The organism is Mixta intestinalis (assembly GCF_009914055.1).
GTDB lineage: Bacteria > Pseudomonadota > Gammaproteobacteria > Enterobacterales > Enterobacteriaceae > Mixta > Mixta intestinalis.
The window spans coordinates 889,027-906,546 of record NZ_CP028271.1 but is presented as its reverse complement, the minus strand read 5'-3'; the positions used below and the strand labels follow the sequence as shown (position 1 = coordinate 906,546).

13 protein-coding genes, 1 tRNA gene and 1 pseudogene are annotated in these 17,520 nt (G+C 44.9%); 1 reads left to right on the top strand and 14 read right to left on the bottom strand.

The window, feature by feature from the left end; all coding sequences use genetic code 11:
- Nucleotide 1 precedes the first annotated feature (1 nt).
- The 12 genes and pseudogenes from C7M51_RS04175 to uvrY form a co-directional block, all read right to left on the bottom strand.
- Nucleotides 2–2,560: a beta-ketoacyl-[acyl-carrier-protein] synthase family protein gene (locus C7M51_RS04175; protein ID WP_160623556.1), complete on the bottom strand. Its 2,559-nt coding sequence runs from the start codon at nucleotides 2,558–2,560 to the stop codon at nucleotides 2–4.
- A gap of 134 nt (nucleotides 2,561–2,694) precedes the next feature.
- Nucleotides 2,695–3,855 (bottom strand): aminomethyl transferase family protein, encoded by a 1,161-nt coding sequence (locus tag C7M51_RS04170; RefSeq protein WP_160620636.1) that lies wholly within the window; start codon nucleotides 3,853–3,855, stop codon nucleotides 2,695–2,697.
- Between the two features lie 17 nt (nucleotides 3,856–3,872).
- Complete coding sequence (locus tag C7M51_RS04165) at nucleotides 3,873–4,175, bottom strand: acyl carrier protein (RefSeq protein WP_160620635.1); 303 nt, start codon at nucleotides 4,173–4,175, stop codon at nucleotides 3,873–3,875.
- A gap of 18 nt (nucleotides 4,176–4,193) precedes the next feature.
- Nucleotides 4,194–4,745: a hotdog family protein gene (locus tag C7M51_RS04160; protein WP_160620634.1), complete on the bottom strand. Its 552-nt coding sequence runs from the start codon at nucleotides 4,743–4,745 to the stop codon at nucleotides 4,194–4,196.
- 3 nt (nucleotides 4,746–4,748) lie between these two features.
- Nucleotides 4,749–5,504, bottom strand: a complete 756-nt coding sequence (locus C7M51_RS04155) for an SDR family oxidoreductase (protein ID WP_160620633.1) — start codon at nucleotides 5,502–5,504, stop codon at nucleotides 4,749–4,751.
- Between the two features lie 20 nt (nucleotides 5,505–5,524).
- Nucleotides 5,525–5,901: pseudogene (gene acpS, locus C7M51_RS04150) on the bottom strand (holo-ACP synthase).
- Between the two features lie 20 nt (nucleotides 5,902–5,921).
- Nucleotides 5,922–7,571, bottom strand: a complete 1,650-nt coding sequence (locus C7M51_RS04145; protein ID WP_160620632.1) for a ShlB/FhaC/HecB family hemolysin secretion/activation protein — start codon at nucleotides 7,569–7,571, stop codon at nucleotides 5,922–5,924.
- Nucleotides 7,572–7,627: 56 nt separating this feature from the next.
- Nucleotides 7,628–10,210, bottom strand: a complete 2,583-nt coding sequence (locus tag C7M51_RS04140) for a filamentous hemagglutinin N-terminal domain-containing protein (protein ID WP_244323791.1) — start codon at nucleotides 10,208–10,210, stop codon at nucleotides 7,628–7,630.
- A gap of 1,163 nt (nucleotides 10,211–11,373) precedes the next feature.
- Nucleotides 11,374–11,449 (bottom strand) — tRNA-Gly (locus tag C7M51_RS04135).
- A gap of 147 nt (nucleotides 11,450–11,596) precedes the next feature.
- Nucleotides 11,597–12,145, bottom strand: coding sequence for a CDP-diacylglycerol--glycerol-3-phosphate 3-phosphatidyltransferase (gene pgsA, locus C7M51_RS04130; protein WP_160620630.1), 549 nt, complete (start codon nucleotides 12,143–12,145; stop codon nucleotides 11,597–11,599).
- Nucleotides 12,146–12,216: 71 nt separating this feature from the next.
- Nucleotides 12,217–14,049 carry an excinuclease ABC subunit UvrC gene (gene uvrC, locus C7M51_RS04125; RefSeq protein WP_160620629.1) on the bottom strand — a complete coding sequence of 611 codons (1,833 nt, stop codon included), beginning with the start codon at nucleotides 14,047–14,049 and terminating at the stop codon, nucleotides 12,217–12,219.
- On the bottom strand, nucleotides 14,042–14,701 hold the full coding sequence (uvrY, locus tag C7M51_RS04120) for a UvrY/SirA/GacA family response regulator transcription factor (protein ID WP_160620628.1): 660 nt from the start codon (nucleotides 14,699–14,701) through the stop codon (nucleotides 14,042–14,044). Before uvrY ends, uvrC begins: the two co-directional genes overlap by 8 nt.
- 479 nt (nucleotides 14,702–15,180) lie before the next feature.
- Between uvrY and C7M51_RS04115 the strand changes: the two genes are divergently transcribed.
- Nucleotides 15,181–15,405 (top strand): DUF2594 family protein, encoded by a 225-nt coding sequence (locus C7M51_RS04115; protein ID WP_160620627.1) that lies wholly within the window; start codon nucleotides 15,181–15,183, stop codon nucleotides 15,403–15,405.
- A gap of 131 nt (nucleotides 15,406–15,536) precedes the next feature.
- On the opposite strand, the gene C7M51_RS04110 is transcribed toward C7M51_RS04115, so the two are convergent.
- Nucleotides 15,537–16,154: an acyl-homoserine-lactone synthase gene (locus tag C7M51_RS04110; protein WP_160623555.1), complete on the bottom strand. Its 618-nt coding sequence runs from the start codon at nucleotides 16,152–16,154 to the stop codon at nucleotides 15,537–15,539.
- A gap of 129 nt (nucleotides 16,155–16,283) precedes the next feature.
- The gene (locus C7M51_RS04105) at nucleotides 16,284–17,006 is read right to left on the bottom strand and encodes an autoinducer binding domain-containing protein (protein WP_160620626.1); all 723 of its coding nucleotides are present in this window, start codon (nucleotides 17,004–17,006) and stop codon (nucleotides 16,284–16,286) included.
- Nucleotides 17,007–17,520 lie beyond the last annotated feature (514 nt).

Here is a 17,520-nt window from a genome sequence, read left to right as displayed (position 1 = left end):
TTCATCCCTTGATAACGAATGCATAGTAGTTTCCACCCTCGGAGGCTCCCACTAACAACACCTGGTTTACCGCCATGCTCAGCGGTTCACGCACGAAGTTAAGGCGCGCATCGCAAAACGCTTCGGTATAGGGAATGGCCGGAATGCGCTGATTTTTCATGCAGTCGGTAAGAATAGCGAGATTCAGCAGGCCAGCAGAGGACTCGACAAACCCGAAAAAGGCGTTGTAGTTCACTACCGGCACTTGCGGATTTTGCTGGCAGAAAATCTGTTCAATGGCGTCGATTTCAATCCGTGCGCTCTCTTTACTACCGTTGCTGCTGCCACAAACCAGATCGATATCTTTAGCCGACAGGCCCGCGTCCGTAAGCGCGCGCGCAATCGCCAGCGCCATAGCCTGTGCTTTTTCGCTTAGCGCTGAGCCATCAAAATAGCTGTTGCTGCTCGCTTTACCGTAGCCGACGATTTCTGCCAGGATTTGTGCATTTCGCGCCAGCGCGGTTTCCGGTGCTTCCAGTAACAGCATGCAGGCCCCTTCCCCAGGAACGAAACCTTTTGGATCGCTACCATATATCTGATACTGGCTCGCCTCGGAAGCCATATGAATTTTCTGCGTGACAGCATCCATATAGAGAGACATTGAAGGGAAATACTCATCCGCTCCGCCAACGATTACCTGCGGCTGGAGCGCCTGGCGAATAAGTTCATAACCATAAGTCAGCGCGCCTAATGCCGCATTTTCGCCTGTCGCCAGCGTAGTGGTGTAACCTTTAATACCTTCGGAAATTGCGCAAAAAGTAGGGATCGCATTCATCAGCGAACCGGGGAACTCAGATGTACGCACCTTACGCGGATCCGGTTTCAGGCTCTGGAGATATTTATAGGTGGTTTCTTGCGGGCCACGCGCCATGCCCATAATAAAACCAAACTCATCACCATCCTTTCTGATTTTACGCCCGGCACGATTCAACGCTTCTGACAGCGCAATCAGCGCAAATGTGCCTCCGCGTGTTGCTTTACGCGCATCGTAACGGCGTAAATGTTTGCGCGGCTCCAGACCGGTAATCTGAAAAGTCTTAAAATGTTCCGCCTCTTCCGGCAACGGCTGCTCGCTGAGGGAGAAGCCATCGCCCTGCAGTGCTTCAAACTGCCGCGTATCAACCAATACCTCCAGCAGCTCTGCTGCCTCTTTCAGCGTATCGTCATAAAATGTCACTGGGCTGAGCGTAACGGAACGATTGTCAGCCCAGATAAAATCCAGTATTTCATTCAGCGTATGCCCAATGGCGGTTACGGCACCCAGCCCGGAAATTACTACTCGTTTTTCGTCATATGCCGTCACCGGCACCGAAGCGGGTTTAGTGCTGACGACCAAGCTACAGTTATTACCGCCAAAGGCGTAGTTGTTCTTGAGGAAGATATTGATCTCTTTTTCGCGGAACGCGTTGGCAACGTAATCCAGATCGCACCCTGAACGCGGCGTACCGAAATTGAGTGTCGGTAAGACCTGTTTTTCCGGCAGCGTGACCAGACAGGCAATTAACTCCACGATCCCTGCTGCGCCAATATTATGTCCAAAGTAGGATTTGGTTGAGCTGACCAGCATTTTCGCCGCGTCCGGGAACACTTTCTTCATCGCCAGAGTTTCGATTCTGTCGTTCGCCTCGGTTCCCGTTCCGTGCACATTGACATAATCCACCTGCTCCGGAGTAATGCCAGCGTTCAGCATCGCTTTCTTCATTACCTGTACCGCACCGCCAGCGCGCGGATCGGGCCCGGTTTCATGATAGGCATCGCAGGAGGTGGCATAAGAAAGGATCTCGCCATAAATAGTGGCACCTCTGGCGATAGCATGCTCATACTCTTCCAGAACGATCGCACCGGCACCTTCGCCGATGGACATTCCGGGGCTGCCGGAAAACGGCGTGCAGGAATCGGGATGCATTACATTCAGTACGTAAAAACCAGCGAACGTCGGCAAATAAACCGGCTCGGTGCCAACTGCGAGCATGGTATGGCTTTTGCCATTTTGGATATAATCAAAAGCCATTCCCACCGCGTTCGGGCTGGCTGTACAGGCCGTCGCCACCAGTTCCATACCGCCCTTCAGCCCCAACAGCGTGGAAACACTGGAGCAGCATGAGGAAAAACCGCCAGAATAGATGGCCTTTTGCAGTGAAAAATCCTGAATACGCTGTTCAAACAGCGGTAAAAAAGCCTCTGTTCCTGCTGATGAAACACCGATAATCAGTCCGGTTTCGTTAAGGCACGCGCTGTCGTTAATCAGTCCGGCCTGTATCAGGGCATCCTTACTGACCTTATATGCCCAGAGCGCAGCATTATCGAGTGACTTAACGATATCGTCCGAGAGATCTGAATAATCGATCTTATGCAGAACTTCAGCTGCCCGTGCGTTATCAAACCATTTTGCGAAACGCTGGCTATCGGCCACACCGCATTTTTTATCCAGTAACGCCTGCCTGAAGTCCGAAATATTATCTGCCAGAGATGACAGTACCCCCATTCCAGTAATAACAACCCTTTTTCGCTGTTTTTGCATCATCCATATCCGCTTATTATTTTCTATTCTGGGGACAAGTGTTCCCTGTCTCAGGCGCAGAAATGGTCTGAGCTGGCTGGTCGCCGCTCTTTACAGCTCAGAACCTGGTCTGCAAAACAAACACCATCAGCGCATTACAGCGCGCTACGGGATTTCGACGCATCAATAAAACTATGTTCCGTCGGGCTGACCAACATGCTGAGGTTATAAAGGAACGGTAGATTGTGCGTCATAGCGGCAACATCGCCGTCGCGGGTGCGAATAGTGAAACCTTCAATATCTGACCAGGCATAGGCTTCATCCAGCAAAGCCAGCGCAATAAAGGAACAACGAGCCGGTGAAAAAGTTGTGCTGATCAGTTTACCGACAACCTTGCCATCAACCAGTACGCAATCATCAGGCTGCATATTCGTACAGGCAGCAACAGGCAACATCCCTACCACTCTGCATTCAACGCCGGAACGGGAGTACTCTTCTACAGCCTCTTTGCCGATAAAATCTTCTTTGTCGTATTGCACAGCCCACTGCAGCTGTAACTCAACTGGATTGCGCGAGTAAGCGGCATAGATTGAGGTATCCCAGGCAGGATTCTCTATACGTACCGTTTTTTGATAATCCAGCCCACCGGTTTGCAGACGATATTTTTCGCCAATGTCCAGCAGCTGCTGCCACAACGCCGCCAGTGCTCCCTGTTCACCTATCATCAGGTAGCCAAACTCGCCATGTTTACCGCAGCGAAAAACCATCAGCCCATCGTCAGTATTCATAAATTCATGATAGGGCAACCCGATGATGTCAAAGCCATACACTTCCGCCAAAACTTCCCATGAATAAGGCCCTTCAAGCAGAGCGGCTCCCCAGCAGGCCTCCTCCATAGTGCAGATTTGCGGTGTATCCTGAATATCCAGCTCTTCCGCTTTTTCCAAAATCTTTTCCAGCCGCGCGATAACTGCCGACGCGGTCATATTTTCAGAAAGCAGGTAATAGCCTTCATCGGCGCAGAGAATATAGACATCACCGCAAATGGTTCCATCCTCATTAAGAACCAGAGAATAAATGCCCTGTTCATCACGAATAGTAGAAACATCCGCAGAAACCATATGGTTTACCAGCGCCCAGGCATCTTCCCCCATAACGCTAACGATAGACATATGGGAGTAATCAACCAGCAGCGCATTTTCCCTGACGGCACGATATTCAGTATCGTCATCATGGTAAGAGGCAGGTACGGTTTTATCATTAAATTGCCCCATCCGGGCGTGATGCTTTATGTGTAAATCATGAAGTGTGTTCATATAAATACCTTTATGACTTATTTATCTTTAGTGGATGAGGCTGCTTTTTTCTTTTGAATAATGAACGATGCCAAATTATTGATGGTGCGCATATAGGCCGGATCGTCAGTTTCACTTACCTGAATATCAAACACTTTATCTAACAGGACCAGAATTTCAGTTGCGTCAACCGAATCCAGTTTTAATCCATTGCCGAAAAGCGCGGTGTCATCATCAATCTGGGCTGCATCTTTAGGAATATTCAGGCGCTGAATAATTTCCGTTTTAATGGTATACAATACCGCCTTACGCTCATCGATGTTCTCTTGCATCGTTGCCATCACTGAAACTCCATGTCGTTATAAGTTAACTTCCCGATAATTGATTATCGTCCCCTGACTGATCAGCCGTTTTCCGACGTGAGCGGAAACCGAATAGTGTTTAAATCCTTTTTCATCGGCGAAAGCCAGCTTGCTTACTACCTCAATGGTGTCTCCCGGCCAGGCGGTATCTTTAAATTTTAAATTTTGTGCCGCCAGCACGCCTCTTACCTGCGCGCGTCGGGTGCGAATAATATCCCGCATATTATCGTCATAAATTTTTCCGCGGATATCACGCAATGAGTGCAGACTTTCATTATAGCGTTCACGATACAGGTCACAGATATCGGTTAAAAAAGATAAGTATTCACTCGCCTGGCCAAAAATCTCAGAAATAATCGCTCCCGGCATAATAGGATCTTCCGGGAAATGGCCGGCTAAATAAGGATCGTTATAGGTAACGTGTTTGATAACCTGCACATAACCGTTTGGGCCATATTTAAAATCATCAATGCGATCCACCATCAGCAGCGGCGGACGCCAGCCGCCCATTTCCAAAAATACTTTTGAGGGAATGGCATATTTCGACATAAATCACCGCATAACCAGACCGCCATCAATAACGATGGTCTGTCCGACAATGTAACTCGAAGCTGAAGAGCTCAAATAAACGATGGTGTTTGCCACCTCGGCGCTTTTACCCAGTCTCTTTAGCGGAATGGAATTGATAACATCACGAACCACAGTACGCGATACTTTTTTGACCATTTTTGAATCAATCATGCCCGGCGCCACGGCATTAACCCGTACGCCTCGTGGCGCCAGCTCCGCCGCCAGGGTGCGGGTGAAACTGAGCATCGCGCCTTTTGAGGCGCTGTAATTAATCTGACCGACGCTGGGAATAATGGCGGCAATCGAGGCGACATTAACAATTACCGGGCTTTCTGCCGCTCTTAACAGCATCAGCGCTTCTTTGGTTAATCTGAAAACCGTAAGCAAATTGGTATCAATAACTGTGCTAAAATCATCAACACTCATCGCGGCAAACAAGCTGTCTTTAACAATACCAGCATTATTTACCAGTACATCAATTTTACCGGCACTCTCACTAAGATAGGCACAAAGCTGTATAACTGACTCATTATTAGCCAGATCGCACTGTAGGATATTAAGCTGTTCACCGTGCGGGTGAATTTTTTTTAATTCAATAAGATCAGCAGCATGGGAGTTGTATAACGCATAAACCCGACACTGTTGCTCTAAAAATCGGGTGCAAATAGCTAATCCAAGATCGCCACTGGCGCCGGTAACCAGCACGGTTTTATCAATAAGGTCGTTATACTTATACATATAAATAAACCCTCTGTTAATTATTGCTGTGTGAGAATGGCCACAACAGCAATAGCATGAGTTCGACAGTGAGAAATACTCAATGACAATGCTGTCATTTTTTTTCAGCCAAGTGCTCTCTCAGCCTTCCTCGCAGTACGAAACAGGGACAGCCATATTTATCGTGTTCTACTTCCATATCATGAAAACGTATACCTTCACGAAAACCCAGCCCTATAGCCTTAACCATCGATTCTTTTGCTGCCCAAAAGCCAGCTGCTCTTTCATAATTCGGATGCTGGGCATCAATTTTCTTAATCTCCCGCTCGGTAAATACACGTTGCAGGAACGCCCTACCTGACACCGAAATGGCCCTTTCAATACGCTCTACTTCAACTATGTCCGTACCAATAAACATATCTTTCCTCTTGGTAAGGATTATAACTGGTAAAAAACGTGAAAGTTTATAGTAAATTTATCTATATTTAGCTCATCTGGTGAAATTAACGGTGTTGATAACGAAACGTCATAACCCAGTGCACCTGTCCCTCCCTTAATACCTGCTACGGCCCCCATAATTTTTTGGCTACTGCCCGAATTGTGAGTATAGGCACTGCTTGAGATCTGCCCATAATCTATACCGATATAAGGTTCTATCGCTTTATAACTCGTCATAAAATTTATGGTATTTTGCAGATAGAATCCTTTATCACCATACAGCCCACTACTGTTTTCAAAACCACGAACGTTCCAACGACTGCCTATGGTAAACTGATCCTGTAGTGTCAACGGATTAGGCGCATATTGCGCGCCAAATTTCATATTGTAGTAAGCATCAAGAGACCCATAACGAAGTAGCCTGGTATAATTCAAATCCAGATTCACAATGTGACTTGCTTCATTCACTTCACCTGTTTTCATATCGGAAGTAGGGGTTCCCCCAAACCACGTCAAAAAACGTTGATAAGTCAAGCTGCCGTTCAATGCAGCTCCGGGAGAGTTCTGTTTATAATGCAATCCGAACCGAACGTTTCCCATATCACGTTTTTGCAATAATAACGCGATATCATTCAGCTTATAGTCAGCTTTCCTTCGGATAAGCTCAGCCGTCCCGGTGATTTTTTTGTCACTATTACGGAAAAGCGTTCTACTGGCTTTAGCACTAAAATATTTATTTTCTCCACGATAGCTAAGATCCATATCAGCAATACTAAATCCCTGCCGCGAAGCGCTGCTACTATAAAACAACTCATAATCCCAGTAACCGAAAGGAATAGAATAGTAAGTACTGATACTCTTATAATTACCTGTAGTGCTGGTTGTGCCTGAAACGTAGAAAATGTCGTTAGTTTTTGTCAGGTTATAAAGATACCCTACTCCACCTGCTAACTGCCTTCCCGTACTTTTATCGCCCCAGTTATTATAGGTCGCTCTAAGGTTCCAGCTTCTGTAACGATTAGTGGCGATTACCACATTGCTGTAACCATTGCGACTACCAGGCGTAATACCAATTTTCACATCAACACCGGGAACCCGCTGTAAATTTTCAAGACCTTGCTCTATGTCCCTGATATTCAATATATCGTCTTTTTTAAAAGGAAGAATATATTGATAAATATCGTTATTTTCAATTTTTATCTCATCTATTTTTCCCGGAACCACCTTTAAAACCAGTTTATTAAGTGAGAGATCTTGCTCAGGGATTTCAATGCGGGTTGTAATATAGCCTGCATTAATAAAGTAATCCTGAATAAGCGAGACTGTTTTTTCTAAACCCTGCATTCCCATGCAACGCCGCACAATCATTTCCTTTAATTGATTAAGTGATGCGCGCTGTAAAAAATTGTCCTCAAGCACAATTTCATTTATTAAAAAACAATTTTCTTCAACGGGGAATTCTGCTATGTCATTATGTTTTTTATTGATAATAGAATACACATCCTTTTTAACTAAATTATTTTCCTTACGTGCAGCATCATCATTATTTTGCTGTTCTTTAATAATACGATTTAACTCTGGCTGCGCTACCGCCTGAAAATGACAGGCATAAGTAGTTAAAAAACAAAAAATAGCATGCGTTATTTTCATGTTTATCCTGGATGAAAAAGGCGGCAGCCGCCAGACTGCCGCTTTTAATTTATTTATTATTTAGGGCCTTCAGTTTCAAGCACTATTCCGCTGATATTATTTACTTTTCCACTATTCAGTTCGGTTCCTTTAAAACCACCTAGCACAGCATTATTACCGCTATTAAGAATACTATTTGCAGTAACCTGAACATTATTTACTGAATGTAGCTTACCGTAGTTATAGACATTCTTTTCGGATTCAACGATAACTAACTTGTCACTGACCAGGTTAGCTTTATTAGTAATATCTCCTTTCGCGGTTATTAATGTAACTTCACCACTATTCATATTACTTTGATGGTTATTAGTAATGTATCCATCAGATTTAACCGTAAGTTTTTTACCAGCATCTATATCTTTATAGTTAGTTACTGCATTTTTAGCAGAAACTGATACATCACCTTTCGCATGGATAGTATTACGGTTAGAAAGGATACCCTGTTTCACATTTACAGTAACATTACCTGATTCACTATTGATCCAACCGTAGTTAGTGAATGTATTATTCAGGTTTAATGTTAATCCCTGATGCCCCTCAACGACGCCCGTCAAGTTATCTTCTACAATTGTCCCGGAGCTACGGTTATCCATAGATACAGCATCAATTGTCATCGTACCTTTACCGCTTATGAGAGCATAGTTGTTATTAATATAATTAGCATGAATAGAAGCCTCGCCAGCATTGGCTAAAATCTTCCCGTAATTATTGTTTATGTCGCCAGAAATGTTCAGATTAATCGGGCCGGCTTCACCGATAATGCGGCTATTGCTATTAATAAGGGTGGCTGCATTAATTTCTACGCCAGCACGCCCTACCATACCGCCTTTCTGCTGTGGCATTCCAAGATAGTTTCCGTGAATACCTGCGAATTCATAACCATTACGGTTATCAACGTAAGTACCGGCATTAAGAGTTAGCTTTTTATTGGCCACCATTAACGCCTCACTGTTATCAATATATCTGTCAGCAGTAAGCTCTACATCCTGGCCTTCTAATATGCTACCTTTATTAAATATGCTGTCAGCCTTAACTTTTACATATCCTTCTTTCGCCTTAACAATGGCCAGGGTATTGAGGAACTCACGATCAACTTTAATATCAATATTTTCATCGCTTACCAGTCCTGCACGAGAATTAAGCAGTGATTTAGCGGTAATATCTATTGATTTATTGCTTGATAATTTACCATCATAATTATCAACCGAACCGCTACTGGTAAGGCTAAGATCGCCTTTAGTTGCAATTTGCCCATTACGATTATTAATCGCTGCGGCTTTAATTTTGATGCCGCCTTCACCAGCAATAATCCCCAATGAATCTCCGCTAAACGTATCGGCTGTCGCCGTGGTGCCGTTAGTTACGCTGCCCTGCAGCGCGTTAATATGAACATGTCCGGCAGTTGAACGAATAAGGCCTTTAGTATTATAGAGATGGCTCTTACTGGTTAAATCCATATCACCGGTGGCTTCTATCGTACCATCACTATTATCAATATAATTGGATGTTGTGCCGACATAGTGACCTTTAATCAATCCGTTACGGTTATCCAGCGTTCCCGTTTCCAGTAGAACAGCCGCGGAGTGTATGCCTGAGTGCGCTCCTTTACCGGAGTTAGTTAGTGTCTGGTTGTGCGTATTGATCGCCACCATGTTACTTGCTTCGATTTTGCCATTGACATTGTTAAATACACCACTATCAATATATATGTTTCCTTTTGTAGCGATTCTGCCCCCAGCTGAGTTGGTAAGCGCGTTCTGGTTAGTATCGATATTAATATCAAGTTCACCAGTAATTGTGCCTGCCTCATTTTCCAGCGCGTTAGCAGTTCTGATAGAGACATTACCCAATGAATTGATTGCAGCTTTAGTATTTATCAGTTTACCGTTGCTTGTGATCTCGACGCCCAGCGGTCCACCGGCGATAACACCCGCATTTCGCACGCCCAGCCCTTGCTCAGTGCTAATGAGTTTGATTTTATCGGCATACATTCCTCCCAGGGCTGCTACGTCGATACCATAACTGTTGAAGATGTTGAAGAAATTCCATCCCGCTTCAACTTTACCTGTCACGTTACCTGCTGTATCGATATAGTTATTACCTGCAATAACCGACAGCTCTTTAGCCATGACCTTACCATTTACTTTAACATAACGTGCCAGCAACTCGGTTGGTGATACGTTAGTCAAATTTTTAACATCAATAGTACCCTGGCTTACCGCATAGCCTTTTAGCTCACCGTTTTGCATATCTGGCTTACCAGTAGTCAGAGTAACGTTTTCTGTATTGATAAAGTTACAACCTTGACAGCTAATGCCATTTGGGTTAGCAATAATTAAATGTGCCTTGCCGCCAGCCACTTCCATCGTTCCATTTAAGGTACTCTGGTTTTTAGAAGTAACTTCATTCAGAATAATTTTTGCCGCACCTGAAGCAAGGTTACTATTTCCCTGAATTTCCCCAGCCAAAGTCGTGTTAACGACATTTTGGCTGTTATTAAAAATCAAACCATTTTTATCTACATTCAATTTATCGTAGAAGTTATGAGAAATACCTTTATCATTAGCTTTATTAATATCAACGACCGTAACACCATTCACCGCTGATACCGTCGTACCCTCTTTTACTGCGGCGTTAGCAACCTGGATTATTACAGGTAACGTTAGTAACAACGATACTGCTACAGGATTTAGCTTTGCTAAACCGTAATTTTTTTTGTTGCACTCATTTTATTTTTCCTAATTTTACTATTTTTATTTTTCAATAGCGCCTGGCTAGTGATTCCATTCAGTGAGCAAACAAAATTATGTCGTCTGAATATATTACCCCATCACTAATTAAGGCTCCCTGCTTCAATACCTTATAAGATATTGAATTTACGTTTCGGCATCAGAGGAAATATAATTTCCTCTGATGCCATTCTTACCTGTGAAGGCAAGATTTCTGTTAAGTAACTGCGATCGATAAAATTATTTCGCAGCAACCGATAATAGTATTTTTACTGGATTTTTATAATATCAACTGAATTTAAAAAAAATCAAAAACTTAACAATGAAAACATGATTTTTTCTTACTATTAATATGAAAATAAAGTAAAGATATTATTTATTAAGCATTTCAGTCAAGAAAAAATGATTATTTTAGAAAGTTTTTTATATATTTAATGTGGTCAGCACTCGCCTGTTTAAACCTGTAAAAAAACCATATTTATGTTCTATTACACAGGTAGAATAATTGCTATCTTCGATCTTATTTCTTTAAAAAAACATACTATCAAAATAATTTCTCAGCTAACCCAACATCAAAAAATGTAGGTGAAATCTGTTTCACTATTAAAGATTCCAAAAATTAACTGAATGATTTATAAAATCGATCGCTAAAATATAATAACAACCCTTATCAGGCAATCATTAAATAACTAGAAATAAACAAAATAAATAATTAACCAAAGGTTAACAACCACTTTAAGGATGCAAGAGAGACAGCAGACAGCAGACAGCAGACAGCAGACAGCAGACAGCAGACAGCAGACAGCAGACAGCAGACAGCAGACAGCAGACAGCAGACAGCAACATAAAGCTATAGCAAACAAAATTTATCGGCTTGATCTTTTTTGATGAAGGAACTGAAATGGAAGAATGGATCAAAGGGAGTTAATGACTAAAAACCGGAACCTGCCTGTTGGGGAGGTTAAAAATACAAAAAGGGCCCTACGGCCCTTTTTTCACAACAAACGAAATTGACACGTCTGCTGGCGATAATTTGGAGCGGGAAACGAGACTCGAACTCGCGACCCCGACCTTGGCAAGGTCGTGCTCTACCAACTGAGCTATTCCCGCGAAGATCAGCATTTACAAAAAGCTGATAATTTTTTTCTCTTGGCGACATTAACGCCTTTCGATGGGATGCATTTTACTGACCTCTATGGATGAGTCAATAAAATTATCTATCTTCTCATCCGTTTGCCGTTTTTTGCAGCGTATCGATTACCGCTCAAACAGATCGCTACGTGCAGCGTTGAGGTACTGGAACATTGACCAAAACGTCAGTACCGCAGCGATATACAACGCGCCCACGCCAATAGCGGAGATCAGTTGATTAGGATGCCAAAGTAGCGCAACCAGCGCCAACATCTGTGCCGTTGTTTTCACCTTACCGATCCAGGATACTGCCACGCTGCTGCGCTTACCAATTTCAGCCATCCATTCGCGCAGCGCGGAAATAATAATTTCGCGGGCAATCATGGTCGCCGCTGGCAGCGTAATCCACCAGGCGTGAAATTGTTCCGCCACAAGCACCAGAGCCATCGCCACCATCACCTTATCGGCAACCGGATCAAGAAACGCACCAAAGCGGGTAGACTGCTTCCAGCGACGGGCAAGGAAACCGTCAAACCAGTCGGTGATGGCTGCGATAACAAAAATAATGGCACATACCATCGGCCCCCACTTGAACGGCAGATAGAACGCCAGAACAAAAAAAGGAATCAGGACGACACGAAACAGGGTAAGCCACGTCGGAATATTCAATTGCATAAGGTACGCTAACTGTCTGGCATGAGTAGGGTTTACCCGTATGTTGCTACATTGCCACCGGGGTTTCAATGCTAGTGTTTTAACGAGTAATAAATTTTCTCCGCCAGGGCGTGAGAAATGCCAGGAACTTTAGCGATCTCTTCAACCGAGGCGTTCATCAGCGGCTGTAGGCCGCCCATATATTTTAACAGCTGTTGTCGGCGTTTTGGACCCACGCCCTCAATGCTCTCCAGCGCACTGGTATTTTTAACTTTTGCCCGCTTGTTACGATGCCCGGTAATCGCATGATTATGGGAATCGTCACGGATATGCTGAATAACGTGCAGTGCAGGTGAATCGGGCGGCATCGAGAATCCCTCCCCTTCCGGCTCTAAAAACAGTGTTTCCAGACCTGCTTTACGATCGCTCCCCTTCGCCACACCCAGCAGAAGTGGATGCTCCTTGTCCCAGCTTACGTTAAGTTCAGCAAAAACCTGTTTCGCCTGCGCCAACTGCCCTTTACCACCGTCAATGACAATCACATCCGGCACTTTTTCCGGTTCCAGCTCTTTGCCATAGCGACGTCGCAACACCTGACTCATCGCCGCGTAGTCATCGCCAGGCGTTATGCCAGTAATATTATACCGCCGATACTCCGACCGCAGCGGCCCGTTGCTGTCAAACACTACACAGGAAGCTACCGTCTGCTCTCCCATGGTATGGCTGATGTCAAAACACTCCATACGTTTAATCTGCGGTAGATCAAGCGCATCAGCCAGCGCCGTTAGCCGCTGATGAATGGTTGACTGCTGGGTTAATTTAGTTATTAGCGCCGTTGCCGCATTAGTTCGTGCCAGCTTCAGGTAACGGGCGCGATCGCCGCGCGGTTTGCTTTGGATATGGATTTTACGTCCGGCCAGCTCGCTTAGCGAGTCAGCCAGCAGTTCCCGTTCCGGCAGATTGAAATCAAGTAAAATCTCACCGGGCAACGTACGCGCTTCACTTCCCTGCAGGTAGAATTGCCCGACAAAAGTCTGTACCACTTCAGCCAAATCGGTGCCGCCTGGAATTTTCGGAAAATAGCTGCGGCTACCCAGCACCTTGCCCTGTCGAATAAAAAGAACGTGCAGACAGGCCATACCTGCATCATAGGAAACGCCAATAACATCCAGATCGTCACCCTGATTGGAGACAAACTGTTTCTCCGTAACGCGACGTACCGCCTGAATTTGATCGCGCAGGCGCGCCGCTTCTTCAAAACGCAGCGCCTGACTAGCCTGTTCCATCCGGCTGACCAACATATTCAGCACCTGATCATCCTTGCCGGAAAGAAACAGCCGAACATATTCCGTCTGCTGGGCATATTCTTCTTCGCTCACCAGCCCGGCAACGCACGGCCCCAGACAGCGGCCTATTTGATATTGCAGGCAGGGCCGCGAACGGTTGCGATAAACGTTATTTTCGCACTGACGAACAGGGAAAATTTTCTGCAGCAGCGCCAGGGTTTCACGCACTGCATAACCGTTAGGAAACGGGCCGAAGTATTCGCCTTTCGCATGTTTTGCGCCGCGATGAATTGCCAGACGTGGATGGGGATCGGCACTCAGGAAAATATAGGGATAAGATTTATCGTCACGCAGCAGAACGTTGTAGCGAGGCTGATAGAGCTTAATATAGTTATGTTCCAGCAGCAGCGCTTCGGTTTCCGTATGCGTAACGGTAACGTCAATATGATGGATATTGGCTACCAGCGCTTCGGTTTTACGACTGGCAAGGTTGCTGCGAAAATAGCTACTGAGGCGTTTTTTCAGATCCTTGGCTTTACCAACATAAATCACTGTGCCGCCACTGTCATACATGCGATAAACGCCTGGCTGGCTGGTGACGGTTTTCAGGAAAGATTTTGCGTCAAAGGCTTCACTCACTACTGATCAACGACTCCGCATTAAACAGGCCATGCCGGATGGCCAGATGCGTTAACTCTACGTCGCCACTGATATTTAGCTTGCTAAACATTCGGTAACGGTAGCTGTTAACGGTTTTGGGACTGAGATTAAGCTGCTCAGAAATATCTGTCACTTTCTGTCCCTTGGTTATCATCAGCATAATCTGCAATTCCCGTTCCGACAAACAGCTAAAGGGAGATTCACCCTTTTCTGGCTCAATCTGGCTCAACGCCATCTGCTGCGCAATATCTGAAGCGATATAGCGTTGCCCTGAATGAACTGAACGAATGGCGTTGATCACTTCCTGCGGCGCGGCGCCTTTGCTGAGGTAACCCGCCGCCCCGGCCTGCATCACTTTAGCTGGCAGCGGATTTTCCGTATGGATCGTCAACATGATGATTTTGGCATCCGGGTTGAAGCGCACGATCTTGCGCGTGGCTTCCAGACCGCCAATCCCCGGCATGTTCATATCCATCAGGATGACATCAACCTTATTTGTTCGGCACCATTTTACCGCATCCTCACCGCAGCAGGCCTCACCGGCTACCTGAATACCTTTGATATCTTCCAGTATGCGACGAATCCCTGCGCGTACCAGTTCGTGGTCATCCACAAGAAGAATGCTAATCAAAAGAGGATTTCTCCGGAATGGTCATGTTTAAGGGCGACACTTTAATTAAGCGTCTTAATGTTACTCTCTTTTGTTGTGGGTTTGAACATAATTCAGTGTTTTTTTAGGCAGGTAAATGGGCATTTTTATCCTGCATTTATCAGCTATCTTACTGAGAAGGCTTCATTCGCTCAGATAATAAAAGGTTAAAAGCGTTAAAAATAAGCAAAAAAAATTTTAAATGATAAAACCTTTACAGACAACAGGTTACAATAATAAACAACAGCAGCACTTTTCCCAATTATTAATTATTCTGTCGCCGTTTTTTAGTACAAAAAATAGTTTGCCTATTTAATTGGCTTCTTCAGTTCATGTGGTGATTTATTCCACAACGTTCGAAACGAAGCGAGAAAGCGGTCTCATAATTTATGTTATACTTTATCAGGATTGAATTTTGAGCAGTAACTCTAATATTTGTACAGTATTATCAAGGAGAAACTATGGGCCAGAACGACTTTACTACCTCAGAAGAAACTAAAAACCTGGCAAATGAAGTAGCCTGCCTGAAAGCGCTGGTCACCATGATGTTAAAAAGTATGGGGCAAGCGGATGCAGGAAAAGTGATCCTCAATATGGAGCGGATAATCACACAACTGGATGACCCTCAGCAGGCGGAAGCGTTCAGTCAGACTATCGGACAGATTAAAACGGCTTATCGCCGCTAACTACGGCAAGCGGGTTAATTTATTCCCCAGGCGACAAGAGTTCTGACACGCTGCCCGTATAAACCCTTCGTTACAAGGCGTTTCCCCCTTACACAGGCCAGCGCCCACTATATCGGGCGCTGGCCCCAGGCTTAACGTCCGTGCGACTGCCAGTTGATAGAGACGCCCAGCGAAGGCAACACTTCTTCCGGGCTAAAACGGCGTGCGCCACGGTATTTTTCCGCCAGTTCCTGCTGCTTAACCGGGATTTTTACCGCAAACAGATTGTCTTCTGACTGAATGAGACCCGGCGTTAAAGGTTCAAATTCTACTTTATGCTGCTCGAACATCTGTTCCAGCATGGGCGTCGCCGCACTGACCAGAAACTCAATGCCTGATAATTCTGCCAGTTGAACCGCATGCCAGAGAATGGTTAACGGCAAATCGCGATCCACATCCAGTCGGGCAGAAAAACGAGACATTTCCCATACCACTTCTTTGCGATCAAAAGGTACGCTGATACCTTCAATGTTGCCAGGTTCCTGCCACTGCATCAAACGGGCGCAGCCACAGATACCGAAACGCACATGCCATGCAATAAGCCAGGTAACATCGGAGCGGTCAAATCGATCGTACTCCTGCCCCGGCGTACTGAGTCGGGAAGGAATCGACCAGCCTTCGCCACGAGCAAATACGCTGTAACGGTAACTGCCCAATTCAGCCAATAACGAGGATGGCATATCCTTTAGCTGGGTTTGGATAATCTTCATCATGTTCCCCTGTCGCACTCCCTCGTTTGAGCCGTATGCACACGGCGTTTTGCCAGCTGATACCCCGGCCGAAGGGTAGACAACTGGTTAACCTTATGAAACTACTAAATTTAGTAGTTGCAAACCCCTTTACAGTAACCCCATCGCGGCCGCATAGCTGGCTACCTGCGTTTTGTTGGGTGCGTTAAACCGCTTTTGCAGATTTTTTTGGTGAAAATTTACCGTATAGGGCGAGATGGAAAGTATCAACGAAATCTCGGCTGCCGTTTTCCCTTCCGCCGTCCATTTTAAAATTTCCAGTTCACGCGAACTTAGCGTTATATCTAAGATCCGCATCGAAATATCATCCAGGCGCAGCAACGTTTGCAACGCCAGATCCAAAAGATACTGTAGACCCAACTGTTGTTCAGGCAACAACTTCAACATATTTACTGCTTTTTTAGACGCTACTGATAATATACCCGTTGCACGATTAGATGCCATCAACGAACAGGAAAAACCTGAAGACAATCCATACTCTTTTGCCTCGCGCCAGAATATTTCGTCGTTTTCCGAAACAGTATCCTGCCAGGCGATAAATTTTCCTGACGGCGGTGCGTTACGCAAAACAGGATCGACAGCATAATAGTTTTCATTATCGTACCGCTTTAACCAGCAGTGCGGGTAGGTAGTAAAAAGAAAGGTTCTGGGACGGGTAAAAGGTACCGGATGACGGATAAATAAAGCAAAGTGATCCAGTCCCAGTGCTTCAACCCACTGTTGCAGTGCATCTGTTAACTCTTCAGAATTATTTAGCAAAAGAAACTGCGCCTCGACCTCTCTGCGCCAGGCAAAGTAATCATCGAACGTCATCAAAGCCTCGCCGGTGCGCGCTGCCCGCTCGCGCCGTGGATTAAGTCAAACTGCCACCGAAGTAACAAAAAATTAAATGCTGACGAAAAATTATTTTAATTATATTGTTTCTGGTGTGGTTGATAACCCTTTGCTGCATTTCTAAACCGTTAAGCAAATGTAATCGTATTGCCTAATGCCTACGTTGATCAACCCCTTGTAATTTCGTCATGTTATGTTCGTTAAAACCCATGGTTCCTTCTGCTATAGCAAATCAGTCAAATAATAAGATTTTTCTTAAAATTATTCAACGTTATTGCACTCTTAGCAGAATAATTTTTTGCCCTGTATAATAGGGGCTAATCTACATATCGCTAATCATCTTCCCTGGTAAACAATTTAATCGCGCAACCGCCAGAAAAAACATCACTGAAACTAATAGATATTGCGAATTTTTGTGTTAGATTTGCCTGCAAAATTAACAATTAACTTTATTGTTAATAAGAGAATCAATTGGTTATTATAATTTAAACTA

Excerpts from the sequence above, each read along its gene's own strand:
- C7M51_RS04175 (WP_160623556.1), bottom strand. The coding sequence starts at position 2,560 with ATGCAAAAACAGCGAAAAAGGGTTGTTATTACTGGAATGGGGGTACTG.
- C7M51_RS04170 (WP_160620636.1), bottom strand. The coding sequence starts at position 3,855 with ATGAACACACTTCATGATTTACACATAAAGCATCACGCCCGGATGGGG.
- C7M51_RS04165 (WP_160620635.1), bottom strand. The coding sequence starts at position 4,175 with ATGGCAACGATGCAAGAGAACATCGATGAGCGTAAGGCGGTATTGTAT.
- C7M51_RS04160 (WP_160620634.1), bottom strand. The coding sequence starts at position 4,745 with ATGTCGAAATATGCCATTCCCTCAAAAGTATTTTTGGAAATGGGCGGC.
- C7M51_RS04155 (WP_160620633.1), bottom strand. The coding sequence starts at position 5,504 with ATGTATAAGTATAACGACCTTATTGATAAAACCGTGCTGGTTACCGGC.
- C7M51_RS04145 (WP_160620632.1), bottom strand. The coding sequence starts at position 7,571 with ATGAAAATAACGCATGCTATTTTTTGTTTTTTAACTACTTATGCCTGT.
- pgsA (WP_160620630.1), bottom strand. The coding sequence starts at position 12,145 with ATGCAATTGAATATTCCGACGTGGCTTACCCTGTTTCGTGTCGTCCTG.
- C7M51_RS04115 (WP_160620627.1), top strand. The coding sequence starts at position 15,181 with ATGGGCCAGAACGACTTTACTACCTCAGAAGAAACTAAAAACCTGGCA.
- C7M51_RS04110 (WP_160623555.1), bottom strand. The coding sequence starts at position 16,154 with ATGAAGATTATCCAAACCCAGCTAAAGGATATGCCATCCTCGTTATTG.
- C7M51_RS04105 (WP_160620626.1), bottom strand. The coding sequence starts at position 17,006 with ATGACGTTCGATGATTACTTTGCCTGGCGCAGAGAGGTCGAGGCGCAG.